Source organism: Thermophilibacter mediterraneus (assembly GCF_900119385.1).
Taxonomy (GTDB): Bacteria; Actinomycetota; Coriobacteriia; order Coriobacteriales; family Atopobiaceae; genus Thermophilibacter; species Thermophilibacter mediterraneus.
The window spans coordinates 58,297-77,436 of record NZ_FPKO01000009.1; the positions used below are offsets into that span (position 1 = coordinate 58,297).

Here is a 19,140-nt window from a genome sequence, read left to right on the forward strand (position 1 = left end):
TGGGCGGGCTACTCGCCCGCGTTGGCGTCGGTGCCGGAATCGGTCGAGGCGTTGGCGTCGGTGCCGGAGTCGGTGCCGGAGTCGCTCGAGGCGCCGTCCTCGGCGCCGCTCGCGTCCTCACCGGTCGCGTCCCCGGACTCGGACGAGTCCTCCTCGCTCGCGGACTGCAGCGAGGTGATGCGCGACTGCGCCGTTGAGGCGGCGCCGTACTCGCCGTCCGCGTCCGTCTCGACCGCCTTCTGGTAGGCGGCGATTGCCTCGTCGGTGCGCCCCTGGTCCTCGTACATGTAGCCGAGGTCGAGCCATGCGGGCGCGTAGTCGGGGCTCGCGGTGGTGAGCTCGACGAGCGCGGCGATGGCCTCGTCGGTCGAGCCCTTGGAGTAGAGCACGCTCGCGCGGGACGCACGGGCGGCCGGCGAGTCCTCGAGCGCGAGGTAGCGATCGTAGTAGCCGACCGCGCGGTCAAAGAGCTCGTTGGCGTGGGTGGTGTCCTCGTCGGTGGTGCCCACGGACTTCACGCCGCTCGCCCACTGCGCGCAGTAGCGACCGAGCGCGAGCAGCGTCGCCTTGTCCTCGGGGCTCTCCTCGAGCTTGCTCTCGAGGCTCGAGACGATGTCCTGGTAGCGGCCGTCGACGTAGGCGACGTCGTGCTGGGTCTCCTCGTCCTGCGAGGACTGCGTGGACTGGAACACCGAGGCGAGCGCGCCGGCGAGCGTCGAGCCGGCAAAGATCACGATGAAGATGACGATGACGATCTTCTGGGCGCGCGAGAGCTCTCCGGGCTTGCGCGGGGGGCGCGTCTTGGACTTGCCGTTCTTGCCGCCAGACTTCGTGGACTCCGTCTGGCCCTTCTTGGAAATCGCCATCGTGCTGCACCTCTCATAGCCTGCCGTGCCCGGGCATGCGCCCGCAAATTTCTAGCATAGGCCATGCCCGCCCTCCTCGGGCGGGCATGGCACACGTGCGGCGATAATAACAGAACTTTGTCACGCGCGGGTCAGGGCGCGGCGTGCGTGGCCTAGGCGCGCTCCGCCTTGGCGAGGCGGGCGGCGACGAGCTTGACCGCCACCACGAAGACGTCGAGCGCCTGGCCGAGCTCCTCGAGCGTGGGGTAGGTGGGCGCGATGCGGATGTTGGTGTCGCGCGGGTCGCTGCCGTAGGGCCAGGGCGCGCCGGCGCCGGTGAGCTTGACGCCGAGCTCGGCGGTGAGGGCCACGATCGCCTTGGCGGAGCCCTCCGGGCCCTCGAAGCTCACGAAGTAGCCGCCGTTGGGGTCCGTCCAGGTCGCCACGTCGAGGTCGGCGAGCCCCGCGGAGAGCTTCTCCTGGACGAGGGCGAAGCGCGGGGCGACGATCTCGGCGTGCCGCCTCATGTGCTCGCGCACGCCGTCGGCGTCGCGCAGGAAGCGGACGTGGGCGAGCTGGGAGATCTTCTCGGGCGAGACGCGCATGGCCGAGAAGGACCGACGAAGCTCGGCCATGTCGTCCGGGGAGGCCGTGACCCAGGCCATGCCGGAGCTCGGGAAGGTCACCTTGGCGGTCGACGCGAACTCGTACACGAGGTTCTTCTTGCCCTGCTCGCTGAGGACGTCGAAGATGTTGAGGAGCTCGTCCCCCTCGCCGCGGAAGGTGTGGACGGCATAGGCGTTGTCCCAGTAGATGCGGAAGTCGGGGGCGGCGGGCCTGAGCGCGGCGAAGGCGCACACGACCTCGTCGGAGTAGGTCACGCCGGTGGGGTTAGCGTACTTGGGCACGCACCAGATGCCCTTGACCTGCGCGTCCTTCTCGACGTACTCGCGGACGACGTCCATGTCGGGACCGTCCTCGCGCATGGGCACGGGCACGTTCTCGATGCCGAAGCTCTCGGTCACGGTGAAGTGGCGGTCGTAGCCGGGCGCGGGGCAGAGGAACTTGACCGTGCCCTGCTGGCACCAGGGACGCTCGCCGGCGATGCCGTGGACGTAGCCGTTCTCCACGCAGTCGTACATGAGGTTGAGGCTCGAGGAGCCGATCACGGAGACGTTGGCGGGGTCGACGCCAAGAAGCTCGGCCGCGAGCGCGCGCGCCGAGGGCAGGCCGTCGGGGGCGCCGTAGTTGTCCGCGTCGACGCCCTGGTCGCTGAGGTCTGACGCGCTGGTCAGAAGGTCGAGCATGGGCTTGGAGAGCGCGGTCTGCTCGGGGCTCGGCTTGCCGCGGGCCATGTCGAGCCTGAGGTCGAGCGCCCTGAGGTCTGCCGCCTGGCGCTCGAGGTCCGCGAGCGCGGCGTCGAGCTCCGCATCGGTCATCTTCTGATAGGCGGATGTCATGGGTTCCTCCTCTGTCGGCGTGGGTCATGCACAGTATAGATGCAAATGAGCCGCCGAGTGCCAGGTGCTACCATGGGGCGGGGGCTGCCGTCGCCACGCCCCCGCGTCACGTCCGCGGCTTCCCACAAGGAGACAGCATGTACGACGACCTCGGCTACGGAGCCGTCCCGCGCTCGGAGGACTACGGCGAGCTGCAGCGCGTGGTGAACGCCGTCTTTGCGCCGGGCATCTCGTCGAGGGCCACGGCGACCAAGCTCGACGTGGTGTCCCGCGCGGAGATCTTCGACCTCTGCGAGGACCTTCGCGAGGTGGTGGAGGCCCTGCCCTCGCGCACCTACACCCGTCAGCGCCTCTGCGACCAGATCAACTCCATCCTCATCGGCCACGGGTGGGGCGCGGTGTACGGGACGGTTGAGTAGCGGGCGCGCGGGCCCCGCGCCCTTCTCGCCCGGCATGCCCCGTCAGCGACCTTCGACCCAGAAGCGACTTGCCCCCGGCACTTCTCGCCAGCGACTTCTGCGCAACGCGCAGTGAGCTGGAGAGAAGTGCCGGGGGCACCCTCAGAAGCGTATGGGGAGAGCGCGGCCTACTCGTCGGCCTCGAGCGCCTCCGCGATCTCGTCGGTGACGTTCATGGTGTGGTAGACGTTCTGGACGTCCTCCAGCTCGTCGAGACGGTCGACGAGGCGCTGAACCTTCTTGGCGTCGGCCACGGAGACGTCGGTCGGGGTGGTGGGGACCATGGTGAGCTCGGAGCCCTTGACCTCGATGCCCTGAGCCTCGAGGCCCTTCTGGACGTCCTGCATCTTGTCGTAGGCGGTCCAGACGATCCACTCGTCACCGGCGTCCTCGTAGTCCTCGCCGCCGGCCTCGGCCACGGCCATCATGAACTCGTCCTCGTCGGCGGCGTTCTCGCGGTCGGCGACCTTCTTGTCCTCGGACTTGATGACCTTCTCGACGGCGATGGAGCCCTTGCGCTCGAACTGGAACGCGACGGAGCCGGAGGTGCCGAGGCTACCGCCGGAGTGGGAGAAGGCGGAGCGCACGTCGGCGGCGGTGCGGTTCTTGTTGTCGGTCAGGCAGTCGACGTAGACGGCGACGCCGGCGGGGCCGTAGCCCTCGTAGGTGATCTCGGAGTAGTTGGCGGCGTCGGAGCCGGAACCGAAGGCCTTGTCGATGGCGGCCTTGATCTTGGCGTTGGGCATGGAGACCATGCGGGCGCGGGCAACGGCGGCCGCGAGGGTGGCGTTGTTGTCCGGGTTGGGGTCGCCGCCGAGCTTGGCCGCAACGGTGATGTTGCGGGAGAGCTTGGAGAACAGCGACGAGCGCTTGGCGTCGATGGCGGCCTTCTTGTGCTTGGTGGTTGCCCACTTAGAGTGTCCGGACATGTACATCTCCTTCTTGCCCCGCGGCGGCTGCCCCCCGCACGCGAAGCCCTCGACGATGATTCGTGGCATGAAACATGCCTACGATAGCCAAGTGACGTGACGATGTAAAGGGGCACACGACAGTTGTGGAGACGCGTCCCACTCACAGGTCGTACTTCTCCACGACGCGACGGATGGCGCGACCCCAGCCCTCCCAGATCGCAGCGAGGAAGCCCGTCGTTGCCACGCCGTGCGTGACGTCGAGCGGCAGGCTCGCAGCGCAGGCCGCGAGCGCCGCCTGCCAGGTGAGCGGCTGCACGTAGCCGAGCACGTGATAGCCGTTGAGGATGAGGCCGTACACCAGGCCGGAGGCGAGCCCCCAGCCGTAGAGGACCCAGCGCCGGTCGAGGGCGCCGCGCTCGGCGAGGATCCCGCCCACGTAGCCCACGAGGCCCCACGCGTACATCTGCCAGGGCGTCCACGGCCCCTGCCCGAAGAAGAAGTTGGAGAGCAGCGCAGCGAGCGCCCCCACCACGAAGCCGCTGCGCCTCCCGAGCGCCGCGCCCGCGACGATGGCGATCGCCGAGACGGGCTTGACGTCGGGCAGCGGCGCAAAGAGCACGCGCCCCGCCGCGGCGAGCGCGGCGAGGACCGCCGTGGGCATGAGCTGGCGAAGCGCCGGGCGCGACGACTCGAAGCTCGCGAGCACGAGAACGACGGCGAGCGCGCACACCATGAGCGTGAGGCCCGCCGTGGCACGCACCCCCGCGGCCGCGAGCGCCACCAGCGCGACGGGGACCGCCGCGAGCGCGGGCATCTCGACGGCGCCAAAGAGGCCGGCGGTCGACGGGCGTGTTTGCTTCTTTGCGTTCATGGGTACCAGTTTGCCATAGCGCACGCCGCGAGCGAGGAGGACACCATGCTGTACATCGGCAACTTCAGCTACAACGACGACTCGGACGGCAAGGACAACTACTGCCTCATGCCCTGCGTCGTGCAGGCGGAGAGCGCCGACGAGGCGATGGAGAAGTTCGCCGAGCACTTCCAGTCGATCCGCAAGAACTCGGACCTCCTCGACGGGGCGCACGAGATCTTCCTCGACTCGCTCTGCGAGCTCGAGGAGGCCCCCTCCGACCCCGTCATCTGCCAGTGGCAGAAGATCGTGCCCGCCATGGACGGCCTGTGCTCCATCACGAGCGCACTGCCCGTGGTCGACGAGGACAACGACTTCGCCAACGCCTACGGCTGGGGCGAGGAGGACGAGGACGACGAGCACGGCCACTACGACGACCTGGACGACATCGACGAGGACGCCATGTCGGAGAGCGAGCCGTTCCTGCTGTTCTAAGTGCCCCGCGGGCGGCCTCTGCCCCGGTGGCCCGGGACGGGGCTCAGCCCCACAGCCAAGACGTCGCGAAGAACTCCCCAGTGGGCTCGGTCGCGGCGATCGCGCCGTCGAACATGAGCGAGACCCGGTCGGCCACGGCGCGGACGAACCCCATGTCGTGCGTGGCGAGAAGAACCGTGGCGCCGTCGTCGCGCGCCGACGCGAGGCGCTCGGCGAGCCGCTCGCGCGCGGCTCGGTCGAGGCCCTTGGTGGGCTCGTCGAGCAGCAGCAGGCGCGGGTGCACGAGCAGCAGCTTCTCGAGCGCGAGGAGATGCTGCTGGCCGCCGGAGAGGTCGTAGGGATGACGGTCGGGCGCGTCGGCGAGGCCCATGCGCCCGAGCGCGGCGTCGACCTCCGCGCGCGCGTAGCCGCCGGTGCGCGACCACTCTGTCAGCTCGTCGAGCACGGTCTCGCGCGAGAGCAGCGCCCGAGGGGACTGGGGCAGCAGCGCCTGGGATGCCCCGAGGCGGTTGCGCACGCGCCCGCGGGCCGGGCGCAGCACCCCCGCCGCCACGGAGAGCAGCGTCGACTTGCCACAGCCGTTCGACCCCACGAGCGCGCGGACCTCGCCCTCCCCCACCTCGAGGTCGAGCTCGCGCAGAACCCAGCCCCCCTCGCGGTCGTAGCGGTACCAGACGTCGCGCGCCGAGAGCGCAGGCGCGGCGGGGACCCGTGCGTCGGCACGCGGCGCGGGTGCGGCCAGCGGACGCTCGGAAAGCCCCTCGAGCGGGACCTCGCGCACGGAGCCTCCCGAGAGCTCGAGCGCGCGCGTGGCGTACTCGACCATCGCCGCGGGGGAGTGCGTGGCGACCACGACGGTCAGGCCCAGCTCGCGATTGGCGCGGAACAGCAGGCCGAGGAAGCGCTTCTCCGCGAGGGGGTCGAGCATGCTCGTGGGCTCGTCGAGCAGCAGCAGGCGCGGGCGCATCACGAGCGCGGAGGCGAGCGCGAGAACCTGGCGCTGGCCCCCTGAGAGCTGGGCGGTGCGCGCGCGGAACCACGGCTCGATGCCCAGGAAGTTGCAGCACTCCGCCACGCGCCGGCGCATCTCCGCCTCCGGCACGCCGAGGTTCTCGAGCCCAAAGGCCAGCTCGTGCCAGACCGTGTCGCAGACGACCTGCGCGTCGGGGCTCTGGAAGACGTAGCCCACGGCGCGCGCGGAAGCGACGGGGTCGAGCGCGCGAACATCCTCGCCGTGGACGCGCACCGACCCAAAGCGCTCGCCCCCCGGCGAGATCTCCGGCTTCGCCAGGCGCAGAAGCGTTGACTTGCCCGAACCCGTCGCGCCCACGAGCAGGCAGAACTCCCCCTCCCCCACCGAGAGGCTGGCGTCGCGGAGCACGGGCGCCGAGGCGCCCGCGTACGAGAAGGACACGCGATCGTACTCAAGCGCGCCCACGCGGACCACCTCCCCCGTCGCGGGAGGACGCCAGGGAGAGCGTCGCCGGGAGCGCCGCGAGGACGGCCCACGGCAGGTAGCGCCACCAGGGGCCCAGGTCGGACATGCGCGGGTAGAACCGCCAGCCGGAGCACGTCTCCCAGGTGCACCAGGCGCAGAGGGCGAGGAGCGCGACGATGCCCGCCAGGGCGGCGGCGTCGCACCCGCGCACCCGCTCGGGCCGGTAGCAGGTGCGCGGTCGGCCGGACTCCCACCCGCGGGCGCGCATCGAGTCCGCGCGCTCGACGGAGTCCTCGAGCGACCAGGCGAGCAGCATGGTCGAGGTGCGAACAAGCTCGTCGCGCAGGCCGAGGCGCGCGCCGGCGGCGGTGCAGGCGGAGGCGGTCGCGCGCATCGTGCGGGCGCGGGAGAGCATCTGCGGCAGGAGCTGCGACGCCATCGACGCCACGAGCGGCAGCGAGCGGGCACGGCGCGGCGAGAGCGCGAGGAGGCGGTCCTGCGTGAGCACCGCCGCGGCGCCCTCGAGCCACAGGGCGACAGCCACCATGAGCGCGCCCATCGTCGCCCCGTAGGCGAGGCTCTCCGCGTACACGCTGCGCGGCCCCACCTTGAGCAGGAGCGTGGATCCGGACGCCGAGAAGAACGGGTTGGCCAGGCACACGAGCGCGAGCAGGGGGAGCTGCCAGCGCAGCCCCCGGAGCGTGGCGCGGCCGCCGCGCGCGACCAGGGAGAAGGTCAGCGCGCCCGCGAGGGAGAGCGCCACGTAGACGGGCTGCACCGACAGCATCGACAGCAGGGCCGTCCCCGCGAGGAGCGTCGCGGGGACGGCCGCATGACAAGCGTCGAAGGGTGTGGGGCGCGCGGACGCCACGTTCTTCTCGCCGCGCTACTCGGTGAACTCGGTCACGTAGGTCCAGGTGACGACGTCACCGTCGGCAACCTCGAGCTGGGAGCAGCCCACCTCTGCCATCTCTCCGTTGACCTCGAACATCCAGCCGCTCATGTCGCCGAAGTCCCCGCCCGCAAGACCGCCTATGCCCTGAACGTACATGCCGTAGTCGGAGTCCGACGCGTTGACGTCGGCCCCGGTGGCGACCAGGGCGTCGTAGACCGTGGAGCCCTCGGGCACGTCGACCTCGGTGGTGGAGGACTCGCCCTCGCCCGCGGTGGCGTCGATGGTCACCGAGACGGAGACGGTCGCCTGCTGCTCCTGCGCCGCGTCGGTGCCGGAGCTCGCGGAGCCGCCCGTGGCGGGTGCGGTGCCGCACGCGGCCAGGCCCACGGCGAGCGCGAGCGCCGCGAAGACGGCGCCGAGACGCGCGATCGGGTTCTTCTCGACAGTGCTGTTCTTCTGAGACATCGTGCCTCGCTCTCTGCCCCCAGGGGGCGTCGGGAGGGCAAGGCAGGACAGGCGGCACGCGCGGCCGCCAACCTATGAACACAGTCTTGTGCTGTTCCGGAGTCAAACCGGAATCCTTTTTTCATCTACTAGGCGTAGCAGCTCTTCGAACCGTGCCCTCGATATGCAGTTGCGGGGCCTAGTGTAGCATGCGACGGGCCTCGGGTCGGCGCGGCGGGGGCGCCGGGGCCCAGGCGGCAAAGCGGCCCCGACGGAGCCCCTGCGCCGACGGGACCGCCCAGCCGAGGGCCCGCGGGGCACAGGGAGGCCCCAGCCGAATGCCCGCCCCGCTGGGCGTCACCGAAACGGAGCATCTGACGAAAGCCCCACCGAGCGCGCCGCCGAAACGGAGCGTCTGACGAAAGCCCCACCGAGGGCGCCGCCGAAACGGAGCGTCTGACGAAAGCCCCACCGAAACGGAGCATCTGACGAAACTGGGCCTCCTGAGGGCGCGATTTTTGCAAGATGCTCCGTCTCGGCGGCGCCCTCGGTGGGGCTTTCGTCAGACGGGGGGCAGGAACGACGCCGGAGCGCGGGGACCGGGGCCGAGCGGCGTGGGACGATCGCGCCTACATCCCCAGCAGGCGGTGGATCTCGGGCCGCAGGAGCTCGGCGAGAAGCGCGAAGCCCTCGTCGCTCAGGTGCAGGCCGTCGCGATAGAGGCGCACGTCGGCGTCGCCCCGCTCGTCGAGAAACGCGTCGAAGACGTCGAGGAACGCCACACGCCCGTCGCGGATGAGCTCGCGCTCCTGGGGCAAGATCATGCGCAGCAGGTCGTTGCTGCGCCCGCAGGGCTTGGCGCGGTATCCGTCGAGCTCCTCCACGCACGGCAGCGGGCTCCACAGCAAAACGCGCGCCTCCGGCAGGTTGCCCAGGACGAGGTCCACGAGGTCGCGCACGTTGCAGGCGACGTCGCGCGGGCTTGCCATCACGGTGTTGCCCAGGTCGTTGGTGCCCACCATCAGGACCACGAGGCGCGGGCGGCGCTTGATGACGGCCTCGTCGGCCATCCAGAGCAGCTCCTGCGAGACGGAGCCGGCGATGCCGCAGTTGTGCCTGACAGCCAGCTCGGGAAAGTGGAGGTCGACGGGGAAGAGCTCGGTGAGAGAGTCGCCGAGGAAGACCACGCCCCCTCCCTCGGCGTCCCTGCCGCTCCGAACGATCTCGAGCATGCGCTCGAGCTGGCGCTCTCGCAGCTGAAAGAAGCGGGGGTTGTAGGTCATGCTCTCCCTCATGGGACCTCCATGTTCACGGGGCGGGGGCGCCGATGCGCCGCGCACCATTGTCGCACGAAGCGGGGCTGCCGCGAGCGGGTGGGGCGGGCGCGCTCGCCCGTCCGCTCACGGCCGTCGGGTCTAGTTCTCTCAAATGTGGGTAAACGAGGCTCATTTACCCCCTCGACCGAATCGAGCCCCCATGTCCAGCGCACCGCGCACCCCACGCCTCGCGGCCCTCGCCCTCGTCCTTCTCGCCCTCGTCCTCTCCGTCCTCGCCCCGGCGCCCGCTCGCGCCGAGCCAATCCTCAAGCTCACCGACCCGGGCACCTCGCAGGGCTGGGTCGACCTCTTTGGCGACGGGTCCGGCCCGCTCTCCTACTCGACCGGGCAGTCCGGGCGCATCTGGGTAGACAAGTCCGTCTACGGCAGCTCCGAGGAGGCGCGAGCCGCGGGCCTGCCCGCCTCCCTCGAGGACGAGGAGCACGGCTTTCTCGTGGGCCTCTCCGCCCTCTCGAGCGCCGCGTCCTTCCGCCACGAGGGCGGGCCCGCCCACGACGTCGCCATCGTGGTCCCGCTCAACCGCCTGCTCGTTGACAGGACCTACGACGGGCGCGCCCAGGCGGCGCACCTCGCCGACGCCCTCAACGCAGCGATATCGCGCCTCATGGCCGAGAACGCCGACGGGGCGACGCCCACCCGCGTGAGCGTGGTCGGCTACAGCTCCGACGTGACGACGCTCATGCCGCTCGCGTCGTACGTGCCCGACGACCAGGGGCGCTACGTACGCTTTGTCCCGGCGACCGCCTCCTCCCCCGCCGCGCTCGAGGTGGTGGCGAGCCCCTCCGACCCGCACGTCGAGACCCGGAGCGGCTCCTTCGGTTCCGGCCTCTACCTGCAGCGGGCGGCGTACGTGGCGGGAGAGTCCCTCGTGGAGGCCGCCGACGACGCGGGCGCGTCGGGGCGTGCGCCCGTGATGGCGCTCGTGTCCCTCGAGGCGCCGTCGATGGCGAGCGCCCAGATCGACGAGCCGAGCGCCTACACGGGTGACCCGACGGGCTTCCTCGGCCCGCTGCCGGGCTCGCACGAGACCGGGTACGGCACGGACGCGCCGCTCGCGACGATGCTCACCGTGCGCCTCGAGGCCCGGCGCGTGGCAGCGGCGTGGGAGGGGGCCAGCGCGCACGGCGACCTCGAGCTCTACACCACCGGGCTCGACACCACGGACATGGCGGCCTACCTGCTCGAGACCGCGAGCGCCCAGGAGTCGATGACGCTCGAGGACACGGTCGCCGGCCAGCGGGTCGACCTGGCGCAGAACCTGCGCGATGCCGCCCGCGCCTACGGCGAGGCTGCCGCCGCGGGCGAGAGGGGCGTGTCGCTCGACCTCGTGGGGTCGAGCGGATCGGGCCTCGTGAGCGAGAGCGTGACGCTTCCCGTCGTGGACGGCCTCGTCTCCGCGGACGACGGCTACGCACTCTCCTCCGTCGACGAGTACCTCTCCGCCCGCAGCGCGCGGGCGCTCTCCTGGGCGCTCGACACCGTGGTCGACCGCATGCTCGACGTCGAGTACGACGCCCCCGCCTCGGGCGGGGAGGGATCGGAGCTGCCCGGCGGGAGCCGCGTGAGCGTGAGCGACCGCGTGGGGGCCGGCATGCTCGTCGGCCGCGTGGACGGCATCGCATACGGTGACGAGCTGCTCGACGGCGCGCTCGCCGCGCGTGCCGTCCAGATCAGCCTCGACAACCCCGTCCACATCGAGGCGACGCACGAGTTCGCCTACCTCATCAGCGCCGTGAACGCCCGCTACCACCTTGGCGGCGCCGCGTACGGCCTCTTCTACGACGCCCTCCTCGACCGCCAGATCTACTACGACGGCGAGACGTCCTTCTCCAACCGCGCCTCGTGGTACGTCGACGCCGACCACGGCATGGTCGCAGGCGACGGCCTCCCCTACCGCTTCGCCCGCGCCGACGAGGTGAACGCCATCGCCAACGGCACCTGGGAGCAGGACGAGGGCGTGCGCCCGCGCGTCGAGGCGTCGCGCGACGCCGGGGCCTCCGCCGTGTGCGAGACCTACTTCTACATCGGCAACCTCGAGAACCAGTACACGGGCGGGGACGCGGCGCTCTACGACTTCGTGGTCATGGTCGAGACCGACCTCGACACCGGACGGCAGACGCTTTTGCTCTCCGCGCCCGTCGAGGCCGTGCCTGCCCGCCTCGCGAGCGTGACCGTCCACGAGGACGGCTCCGCGACGATGGCGCTCGGGGACAGCGGGGACACCCGCCCCGTGCGCCTCGTCTACGAGGTGCGGCCCACCGCCCCCGTCGAGGCGCTCCTCGAGCGCATCGAGGCGGGCGGGACCGTGAGCGACGAGGAGCTCGCGCGGGCCGCGGGCGCGGGCGTCGCCCAGACGGCGTCGGGCGGGCGGCTGCTCTACGCGAGCGCCTTCGACGGCTCCGGCGCGCAGGCCGAGGCCGGCGCGAGCGCCTCGGCCTGGGTCGCCCCCGGCAACTCCTACTACTCATTCGCGCACGACGCGCCGCTCTTCTCGCTCAAGGGCGACCAGACGCTCCCCGCGTCGGGTCTCCCCGCGGCAGATCAGCTCGAGCCGCTCACGACCGAGCCCGTCGCCGGCGCGACCTACTACTACGCCAAGGTGATCTACGACGCCGCCCTCACCGCGCCCGGCGCGGAGGTGCCCGCTGAGCAGCGCACCGTCTACCTGCCCTACGTTGCCCCGAGCGAGCAGGAGGGGCGCCTCGCCATGGGCCGGGACGGCCAGTGGCTCGCACTCGCCGGCACGCCCAAGCACCTCGTCCCCATCGAGCTCGGATCTCACGAGAAGGACGTCAACGTCACGGGCAGCGCCCCGTACTCCGAGCGCCTGGGCATCGAGCAGACGCGAGACGACGGAATCCGCCTCCGGGCGCGACTGGGAAACAACGGCCTGCTCGTCCTGCCCCCGCAGGCAGGAAGCGCGGGGCTCGTAGTGGAGAAGAGCCTCGACGGCGGGGGGCACGCGCTCACGGACGCCGAGCGCTCCCGCGCGTTCGCCTTTGACGTCACGCTCGCACGGGCGGACGGCACGCCGCTCGACGCCCCCGTCCTGGTGACGGGGCCGTCCGGCGAGGCCGAGCTCGTCACGCCCGAGGACGGCCGCATCGCGCTCTCGCTGGCGGACGGCCAGTCCGCGCGGGTCTCGGGGGTGCCGGCGGGCACGCTCTTCTCGGTGAGCGAGCGGGCCGTCCCCGGGTTCTCGCCCTCCGTCGAGGTCGAGGGCGCGGACGGCGCGTCATCCTCCGGCGGCGCGGCGGCGGGCACGCTCGCGACCGGGACCACCACGGTTCGCTTCACCAACACGCGCATTGCCTACGGGAGCCTCTCCGTGGAGAAGCGCGTTGCCGGGGGCGACCACCAGCGCGCGTTCGAGTTCACGGTGACGCTCACCGACGGCGAGGGCGGAGAGCCGCTCTCCGGCGAGGTGACCTACGAGGTCGACGGGACCGGGAGGACCGCGACCCTCGACGCGGGCGGCTCGTTCGCCGACTCGCTCTCGGACGCTCAGCGGCTCACCATCGACGGGCTGCCCCAGGGGACCGCCTTCGAGGTGCGCGAGAAGGACTATACGGCCGAGGGCTACCTCACGATCGCCTCGGGCGATCGGGGCGTCATCGGCGACGAGCCGGCAATCGCGGCCTTCACCAACGTGAGCACGTCCGGCGCGCTCGGCATCGCCAAGGCGGTCGCCGGCAACGCGACGGACCCAGGGGCGACGTTCGACTTCATCGTGCGGGTGGACGGGCTCTCGAGCGGGCGCGCGTACGACATGACGCGCTACCGCAGCGACGGAACGGCGCAGGCAAAGGAGTCCGTCGTCTTCGACGACGACGGGTCGGCAACCGTCGACGGCCTACGAGGCGGTGAGGGCGTCCTCATCGAGGGGCTGCCCGAGGGGGCGGAGTACACCGTCACCGAGCAGGGGGCCGAGGACTACGTGACCTACTCGGGCACCGCCGATGACGTCGCAGGCGGCAGGGAGTCGAAGTCCTGCTCGGGCACCGTCGCGGGAGGCGGCGCCGTGAGCGCGGCCTACTTCCTCAACGTGCGCGACCTTCACGGCTCGCTCGAGATAGAGAGCCTGGTCAAGGGAGACGCGGCGCTGGACGAGGCCGCGGCGGGCAGGTCCTTCTCGTATACCGTCGAGGCAGCGACGCAGAACGGCTCGCCCGTGACCGGAGAGGTCGCCTATGTGCTCGGCGACGGCGCGGCGGGGACTGCCACGTTCGTGAACGGGCAGGCAACGGTCAGCGTGCCGGCAGGTGGGAGCCTGACCTTCGAGCGCTTCCCGGCAGGAGTCGTCCGCGTGACGCAGGCAGACGCCTCCGCGCAGGGCTACGTCACCACGCCGGACCTCTCCCAGGACGGCACGGTCGCCGGAGGGGCGCTCACCACGCTGACCTTCACCAACGAGAAGAGCTACGTGGCAGCCACGTGGACGCCCGACGCCAGCTCGACGCTCGTGGGCCGCGCACAGGCCACGGGCGAGTTCACCTACCAGCTCGCGAGGCGCGGCGACGGCGCAATCGTGGCGAGCGCCGCGAGCGTCTCGTCGCCTGACGGGGTGGCGTCGCCGCTCCCCTTCCCCGAGCTGACGCTCGACCGACCGGGGACGCACGAGTTCCTGATGAGCCAGGTGCTCCCGGAGAGCCCGGAGGCAGGCGTGAGCTACGACCGCCGCAGCTTTGCGCTCGAGGTCGACGTCACCGTCGACGCGCTCGGGCACCTCTCCGCAGGAGAGACGCGGGTCGCGCTGCTCGGTGACGACGGGGAGGAACCTGTCGCCGAGGCCGCCTTCGTCAACCGCGTGACCGGGGACGGCGGCGGCACGACCGACCCGGGCGATCCCGGCGACCCGGGCGATCCCGGCGACCCGGGCGACCCTGGAGACCCGGGCGACCCTGGAGACCCCGGCGACCCGGGCGACCCCGGCGATCCGGGCGACCCCGGCGACCCCGGCGATTCGGGTGACCACGGCGATTCGGAAGACCCGGGCAACTCGGGCACGGACGACGGCTCGACCGGCTCCTCCGGATCCGAGCAGCAGACGAGCGGAGGCACCGAGACGGTTCCGTTCACCTCCGACGCGTCGGTGCGGCCCGAGGTGCTTCTCGCCCTCGCGCTGCTCGGCGTCGCCATGATCGTCGCCGCCCGAGCCCTGAGGCGTCGGGCGTGAGGAAAGGGATGATCACGCCGAGACAGCATGACACCGTCGACCGAGAGGAACGCCCAGATGACCACGACACCCTTTGACGCGCGCATCGCCGCGCTCGACGCCGGCGCGCTGCCCGCGCTCTCGTGCGGAAAGGTCGACCTCGGCATCGCCAGGCTTCACTTCGAGCTGGGTGCCAACGCGCTCTCGCGACTGGGCGTTCGAGCGGTAGCCTGCGGCTCGGCAGGCCCGTCGCGTCCCAAGACCTAGAAGCCCGCCTCGATCTCGTGGATGCGCCCGTAGAGCCAGCGGTTGGTGGGCACGAGGATGCCGTGCCGCTCGGCGAGCCGGATGACGGTGCCCGCGAACTCCTCCACCTCGGTCGGCTTGCGGTTGACGCGGTCCTGCGCCATGGACGGCAGGCCGTCCGGGTCGAGCGACGCCACGAGGCCGGCCATCTGCGCGAGGTCTGCCTCCGTGACGTCCACGCCCTCGGCGCGCGCCACGGCCAGCGCCTCGCGCATCGCGGCCACGAAGCACCGGTTCTGCTCGCCGCCCGGCTCGCTCGCCGAGCCGTACGTGCCGCCATAGGCCATGCAGGTCTGGTTTATCCCGACGTTGAGCATGAGCTTCACCCACATGCGGCGGCGGATGTCGGCCTCCACCACGTGCGGGATGCCGGCGCGCCCGTAGAGGTCGGCGACGTCGCCCACCACGCCCGGCTCGGTCCCCTGCGCGGCACCGAAGCGGATCTCGCCGGGATGCGTGTAGGTCATCTCGCCGCCGATGAAGACGGCGTCCATGCCCTGCGCGACCGAGAGCACGGTGCGCCCCCAGCCAAAGCGCTCGGCGACGCGCTCCTCGCTCGTGACGCCGTTGAGCAGCGAGGCGATCGCCGTGCGCGGCCCCACGAGCCGCTCCATGGTGTCGAGCGCCCGGTCGAGCCCGGTCGCCTTGGTGGCGAGAATGACCAGGTCGACGGGGCCGGCCTCGCTCGCGGGCAGGGTGCGCACGCGCAGCGGCTCCCCGTTGACGGTGGGCACCTCCCCCGCGTGCCGGGCAAAGCGCTCGTCGTCCATCACGAACTCGACGGCGCCCGGCCCGAGGCTCTTCTCGGCGATGGAGCCGTAGAGCATCCCCACCGCGCCGCGCCCGATGATGGCCACGCTCTCGATTGCCATGCGCACCTCCCTGCCCCGCCATTCTTCTCGCTGAAATTGTAGCGCGCAGAGGGCCCGTGACCCGACGGGCTAGTGGGACCCGCCCACGACCTTGAGGCCCACCACGCAGCCGACGAGCCCCGCGAGCAGCAAGACCTTGGCCCACGAGAAGGGCTCCGCACCGGTGACGATGCCGTAGGCCACCGTAATCGCCGCTCCGATGCCCACCCATACGGCGTATGCGGTCCCGATGGGGATGGTGCGGACGGCATGGCTGAGGCCGATCATGCTCGCGGCGAGCGCCGCCACGAAGACGACCGAGGGCAGGAGCCTGGTGAATCCCTCGGCGCGGTCGAGTGCCAGGGCCCACACCGCCTCGAGCATCCCGGAGCACACGAGCACGACCCAGTCCATATAAGCCTCCCTCGGTAGATGCGCCGTCTTTGCGTTCCTGGTACGGCTGCCCTCGTCAGGGGCCCGGTGGGCCACAGGGCAGTGTAGCACGTCGCGAGCGGCGAGATGACGACCAGGGGGCGCGGGCCGTCCAACAGCCTATCCTGGCCTCAAATCATCCGGCATTTCTCAGTCCGTCTTTCATAATCGATGAAGTGAATCACTTTTGCCGAATATAAAAGACGAATTTGATATAGTTTTGTCGACTATAGAAGACAAGATGGATGAGGCGAGGTGCCATGAATCGAGAGGCGCTCAAGCGCATCATCTTCGACCGGCATGAGGTCATCCGCAACGCGCAAGTCGTTCCTCGCCGCTACTCGCTCGACCCCCAGGCAAACTACGTCATCACGGGCCTGCGACGCGCGGGAAAGTCGACCCTGCTCTATGGAGTGGCGCAGGGTCTTGTGGAGAGCGGTGTCGCGTGGGAGCGCATCATCTACGTCAACTTTGAGGACGAACGACTCGTAGGCTTCACCTCCGACGACTTTCAGGACATCCTGCTCGCTCAGAGCGAACTCAGCGACGAGCGAGGCTACTACTTCTTTGACGAGATTCAGATCGTCGCCAACTGGGAGAAGTTTGCCCGCCGCCTCGCAGACGCGGGCGAGCGCGTGTATATCACGGGCAGCAGCGCCACGATGCTTGGCCGGCAGGTCTCCTCGACGCTGGGGGGCAGGTACTTCACGCTGCACGTGACGCCCTACCGCTTCGACGAGTATCTCGATGCTCGTGGACAGGCTCACGAGGGGGGCGCGCTCTACGCAACGCGGGACGTCGGGCGCATCTCGCGTCACTTCGACGCCTTCTACCAGCAGGGAGGATTTCCCGAGTCGCTGCGCTACGCCTCCCCGCGCGAGTACGTCGAGAACGTCTACCAGAAGGTGCTCCTCGGCGACATCGCAGCCCGCTACAACGTGCGCAACGTCGACGCGCTGCGCGTGCTCATGAAGAAGGTCGCCGAGACAGTCCGCACGGGCGTATCGTTCTCCACGCTTCACAACGCCCTGAAGGGCATCGGGTACGGTATCTCCAAAGACACTGTCATCTCATATGTTGGCTACGCGAGAGAGGCATACCTCCTCTTCAGCATCACCAACGCAACCGCAAAGTTCGTTGAGCGAGAGGGGTCACCCAAGTACTACTTCTCGGACAACGGCCTTCTGAACCTGTTCCTCTTCGACCGGGAGACGGCCCTGCTTGAAAACGAGATAGCGGTTGCGCTCTACGACCGATTTGGCGAGGAGCTTCACTACGCAAAGTCCTCGCGAACGGGCGTTGACGTTGACTTCTACGTCCCCGAGGCCGGTCTTGCCGTCCAGGTTGCCTACTCGATCGCCGGCGAGGCGCGTGAGCGCGAGGTGAGCAACCTCATCCGGTTGGCGCGCGCAGACGATACGACCAAGCGGCTTGTCATTGTGACCAAGGAGGAAGAGGGGATCCTTGAGCAAGACGGGGCGCGCGTGGAGGTGGTGCCCGCCTGGAGGTTCCTGCTGAACGAGCGCGCGCAGGCGTAGATCTGTGGATTCGCTCGGGAGTCGGAGGACGACCGCATCTTGGGCAGATTTCCCTCAGGAATACTAGATGTGGTATCCCCGACCCGAAAGGATCGTCGTGCTTCTGAGCCTTCTCGCAATCGTCGTTGGTTTTGGCCTGCTCGTGGGCGGAGCCAACCTCCTCGTGGACGGCGCCTGCCGCCTCGCAGCGCGCTTCGGCATGCCCGAGCGCGTGGCCGGCCTCACCGTCGTCGCCATCGGAACCTCCCTGCCCGAGCTCGTCGTGAGCATCACCTCGGCCGCGGCGGGCCACGCCGACATGGCCTTCGGCAACGTGGTCGGCAGCTGCCTCGCCAACCTGCTGCTCATCCTCGGCCTCTCCGCCGTCATCGCCCCCGTCGCGCTCTCGCGCGGCACCATCCGCTTCGAGATACCGGTGGGCGTGGCGGCCTGCGCGCTGCTCGCGCTGCTCGCCAACACCGGCGGCGAGGTCACCCAGCTCGAGGGCGTCGTGCTGCTCGTGGCGTTCGCCGCGTTTCTCGTGCGAACCACGCAGATGGGCCTCAGGGAGGGCGCGGACGAGAAGGACGCGGGGCCGGAGGCCGACGGGGCGGAGGCCCCCGCGAAGAAGCCGAGCGTCGCGGTGGCGCTCTGGCTCGTCGTCGTGGGCGCGGTCATGCTCAAGGTGGGCGCCGACCTCGTGGTGGACAACGCCACGCTCGTCGCCAGCGCCGCCGGCATCTCCGAGCGCGTCATCGGCATCACCGTGGTGGCGCTCGGCACCTGCCTGCCCGAGCTCGTCACGAGCGTCGTCGCGGCACTGCGCGGCAACTCCGACATCGCCGTGGGCAACGTCACCGGCTCCAACATCGCCAACCTGCTGCTCGTCATGGGCGGCCCGGCGCTCGTCTCGTCGATTCCCTACGACGCGGCGTACAACCTCGACCTCGCGCTCGTCGCCGTGTTCTCGCTCGCGCTCGTGGGCTTTGCCTACGTGGGGCGCCGGCACGAGATGAGCCGCGTGAACGGCGTGATCTTCGTGGTGCTCTACGCCGCCTACATCGCGGCGTCCGTGCTGAGGTAGCGCGGGCCCGGAGACGCCCCTCCCTCACGCCGTGAGCAGTATCGTCGCCCCGAGGGCGATGTAGACGAGGCCGGAGACCACCGAGGTCACGCGCCCCGCGCGCGGGCTCGTCGTGAGCAGGCGCGAGAAGGGCGACGCCACGGCCACGATCACCACGGTCCAGAGCGTTGAGAGCGCCACGTAGGTGAGCCCGAGCGCCAGGAACGGCAGCGGTCCGAAGCCGTTGGGAGTGGCCACGAACTGGGGCAGCAGCGCGAGGAAGAACAGGATGATCTTGGGGTTGAGCACGTTGGTCAGCACGCCCTGGGCATAGACGCGCAGGGCCGAGGCGGCCGGCGCCCCCTCGTCCTTCTCGCCCACCGAGAGGGACGAGCCGCCGGAGAGGATGCTCCGCACGCCCATCACCGCGAGGTACGCTGCGCCCGCGACCTTGATCGCGCCGAACGCGACCGGTGAGGCCGCAAGCACGAGCGAGAGCCCTGCCGCCACGAGGACCGTGTGAACCACGAGGCCCGTGTTGATGCCGAGCGCGCTCGCCAGCCCCTCGCGACGTCCCCCCGCCATCGTGCGCGTGAAAATGTAGACGGTGTCGATGCCCGGCGTGAGGCACAGCGCCGCCGCGGACGCGACGAAGCCCCCGTATCCGACGATGCCCAGCACCC

17 protein-coding genes and 1 riboswitch are annotated in these 19,140 nt (G+C 70.4%); of the genes, 6 read left to right on the forward strand and 11 right to left on the reverse strand.

Annotation, left to right across the window (positions count from 1 at the left end):
• Positions 1-8: 8 nt before the first annotated feature.
• Positions 9-866 carry a tetratricopeptide repeat protein gene (locus BQ7106_RS04965; RefSeq protein WP_072372262.1) on the reverse strand — a complete coding sequence of 286 codons (858 nt, stop codon included), beginning with the start codon at positions 864-866 and terminating at the stop codon, positions 9-11.
• 152 nt (positions 867-1,018) lie between these two features.
• Entirely contained in the window at positions 1,019-2,305 is a 1,287-nt protein-coding gene (locus tag BQ7106_RS04970; RefSeq protein WP_072372264.1) for an aspartate aminotransferase type Ic, read from the reverse strand.
• Positions 2,306-2,442: 137 nt separating this feature from the next.
• Between BQ7106_RS04970 and BQ7106_RS04975 the strand changes: the two genes are divergently transcribed.
• Positions 2,443-2,724 carry a hypothetical protein gene (locus BQ7106_RS04975; protein ID WP_072372268.1) on the forward strand — a complete coding sequence of 94 codons (282 nt, stop codon included), beginning with the start codon at positions 2,443-2,445 and terminating at the stop codon, positions 2,722-2,724.
• Between the two features lie 167 nt (positions 2,725-2,891).
• On the opposite strand, the gene BQ7106_RS04980 is transcribed toward BQ7106_RS04975, so the two are convergent.
• On the reverse strand, positions 2,892-3,692 hold the full coding sequence (locus BQ7106_RS04980) for a YebC/PmpR family DNA-binding transcriptional regulator (protein ID WP_072372359.1): 801 nt from the start codon (positions 3,690-3,692) through the stop codon (positions 2,892-2,894).
• Between the two features lie 142 nt (positions 3,693-3,834).
• The gene (locus BQ7106_RS04985; protein ID WP_072372364.1) at positions 3,835-4,545 is read right to left on the reverse strand and encodes an ECF transporter S component; all 711 of its coding nucleotides are present in this window, start codon (positions 4,543-4,545) and stop codon (positions 3,835-3,837) included.
• A gap of 45 nt (positions 4,546-4,590) precedes the next feature.
• Between BQ7106_RS04985 and BQ7106_RS04990 the strand changes: the two genes are divergently transcribed.
• Positions 4,591-5,019, forward strand: coding sequence for a hypothetical protein (locus BQ7106_RS04990; protein WP_072372367.1), 429 nt, complete (start codon positions 4,591-4,593; stop codon positions 5,017-5,019).
• Between the two features lie 43 nt (positions 5,020-5,062).
• Here the strand turns inward: BQ7106_RS04990 and BQ7106_RS04995 are convergent, their stop codons facing one another.
• The 4 genes from BQ7106_RS04995 to BQ7106_RS05010 all read right to left on the reverse strand — a co-directional run bounded on the left by BQ7106_RS04995 (position 5,063) and on the right by BQ7106_RS05010 (position 9,091).
• Entirely contained in the window at positions 5,063-6,457 is a 1,395-nt protein-coding gene (locus tag BQ7106_RS04995; protein WP_072372372.1) for an ABC transporter ATP-binding protein, read from the reverse strand.
• On the reverse strand, positions 6,444-7,328 hold the full coding sequence (locus tag BQ7106_RS05000) for an energy-coupling factor transporter transmembrane component T family protein (protein ID WP_072372375.1): 885 nt from the start codon (positions 7,326-7,328) through the stop codon (positions 6,444-6,446). Before BQ7106_RS05000 ends, BQ7106_RS04995 begins: the two co-directional genes overlap by 14 nt.
• Before the next feature lie 15 nt (positions 7,329-7,343).
• Entirely contained in the window at positions 7,344-7,817 is a 474-nt protein-coding gene (locus BQ7106_RS05005) for a DUF4430 domain-containing protein (RefSeq protein WP_072372378.1), read from the reverse strand.
• 608 nt (positions 7,818-8,425) lie between these two features.
• Positions 8,426-9,091, reverse strand: coding sequence for an SGNH/GDSL hydrolase family protein (locus BQ7106_RS05010; protein WP_072372381.1), 666 nt, complete (start codon positions 9,089-9,091; stop codon positions 8,426-8,428).
• Positions 9,092-9,272: 181 nt separating this feature from the next.
• Between BQ7106_RS05010 and BQ7106_RS11150 the strand changes: the two genes are divergently transcribed.
• Positions 9,273-14,309 (forward strand): DUF7601 domain-containing protein, encoded by a 5,037-nt coding sequence (locus BQ7106_RS11150; protein WP_072372384.1) that lies wholly within the window; start codon positions 9,273-9,275, stop codon positions 14,307-14,309.
• A 57-nt stretch (positions 14,310-14,366) separates the two neighbouring features.
• Complete coding sequence (locus BQ7106_RS05020; RefSeq protein WP_072372387.1) at positions 14,367-14,555, forward strand: hypothetical protein; 189 nt, start codon at positions 14,367-14,369, stop codon at positions 14,553-14,555.
• On the opposite strand, the gene BQ7106_RS05025 is transcribed toward BQ7106_RS05020, so the two are convergent.
• Entirely contained in the window at positions 14,552-15,466 is a 915-nt protein-coding gene (locus BQ7106_RS05025) for a ketopantoate reductase family protein (RefSeq protein ID WP_072372390.1), read from the reverse strand. The two genes, BQ7106_RS05020 and BQ7106_RS05025, sit on opposite strands and share 4 nt — an antisense overlap.
• Positions 15,467-15,535: 69 nt before the next feature.
• Positions 15,536-15,859: a DMT family transporter gene (locus tag BQ7106_RS05030; protein ID WP_072372393.1), complete on the reverse strand. Its 324-nt coding sequence runs from the start codon at positions 15,857-15,859 to the stop codon at positions 15,536-15,538.
• Positions 15,860-15,876: 17 nt separating this feature from the next.
• Positions 15,877-15,937, reverse strand: a riboswitch (guanidine-III (ykkC-III) riboswitch).
• A 200-nt stretch (positions 15,938-16,137) separates the two neighbouring features.
• Between BQ7106_RS05030 and BQ7106_RS05035 the strand changes: the two genes are divergently transcribed.
• Together BQ7106_RS05035 and BQ7106_RS05040 are read left to right on the forward strand one after the other, a co-directional pair.
• A complete protein-coding gene (locus BQ7106_RS05035) occupies positions 16,138-17,415 on the forward strand; it encodes an ATP-binding protein (RefSeq protein ID WP_072372396.1) in 1,278 nt (425 codons plus the stop codon).
• Positions 17,416-17,482: 67 nt separating this feature from the next.
• Positions 17,483-18,478: a calcium/sodium antiporter gene (locus BQ7106_RS05040; RefSeq protein ID WP_240307442.1), complete on the forward strand. Its 996-nt coding sequence runs from the start codon at positions 17,483-17,485 to the stop codon at positions 18,476-18,478.
• A gap of 24 nt (positions 18,479-18,502) precedes the next feature.
• On the opposite strand, the gene BQ7106_RS05045 is transcribed toward BQ7106_RS05040, so the two are convergent.
• Positions 18,503-19,138 (reverse strand): LysE family translocator, encoded by a 636-nt coding sequence (locus tag BQ7106_RS05045; protein WP_072372399.1) that lies wholly within the window; start codon positions 19,136-19,138, stop codon positions 18,503-18,505.
• Positions 19,139-19,140 lie beyond the last annotated feature (2 nt).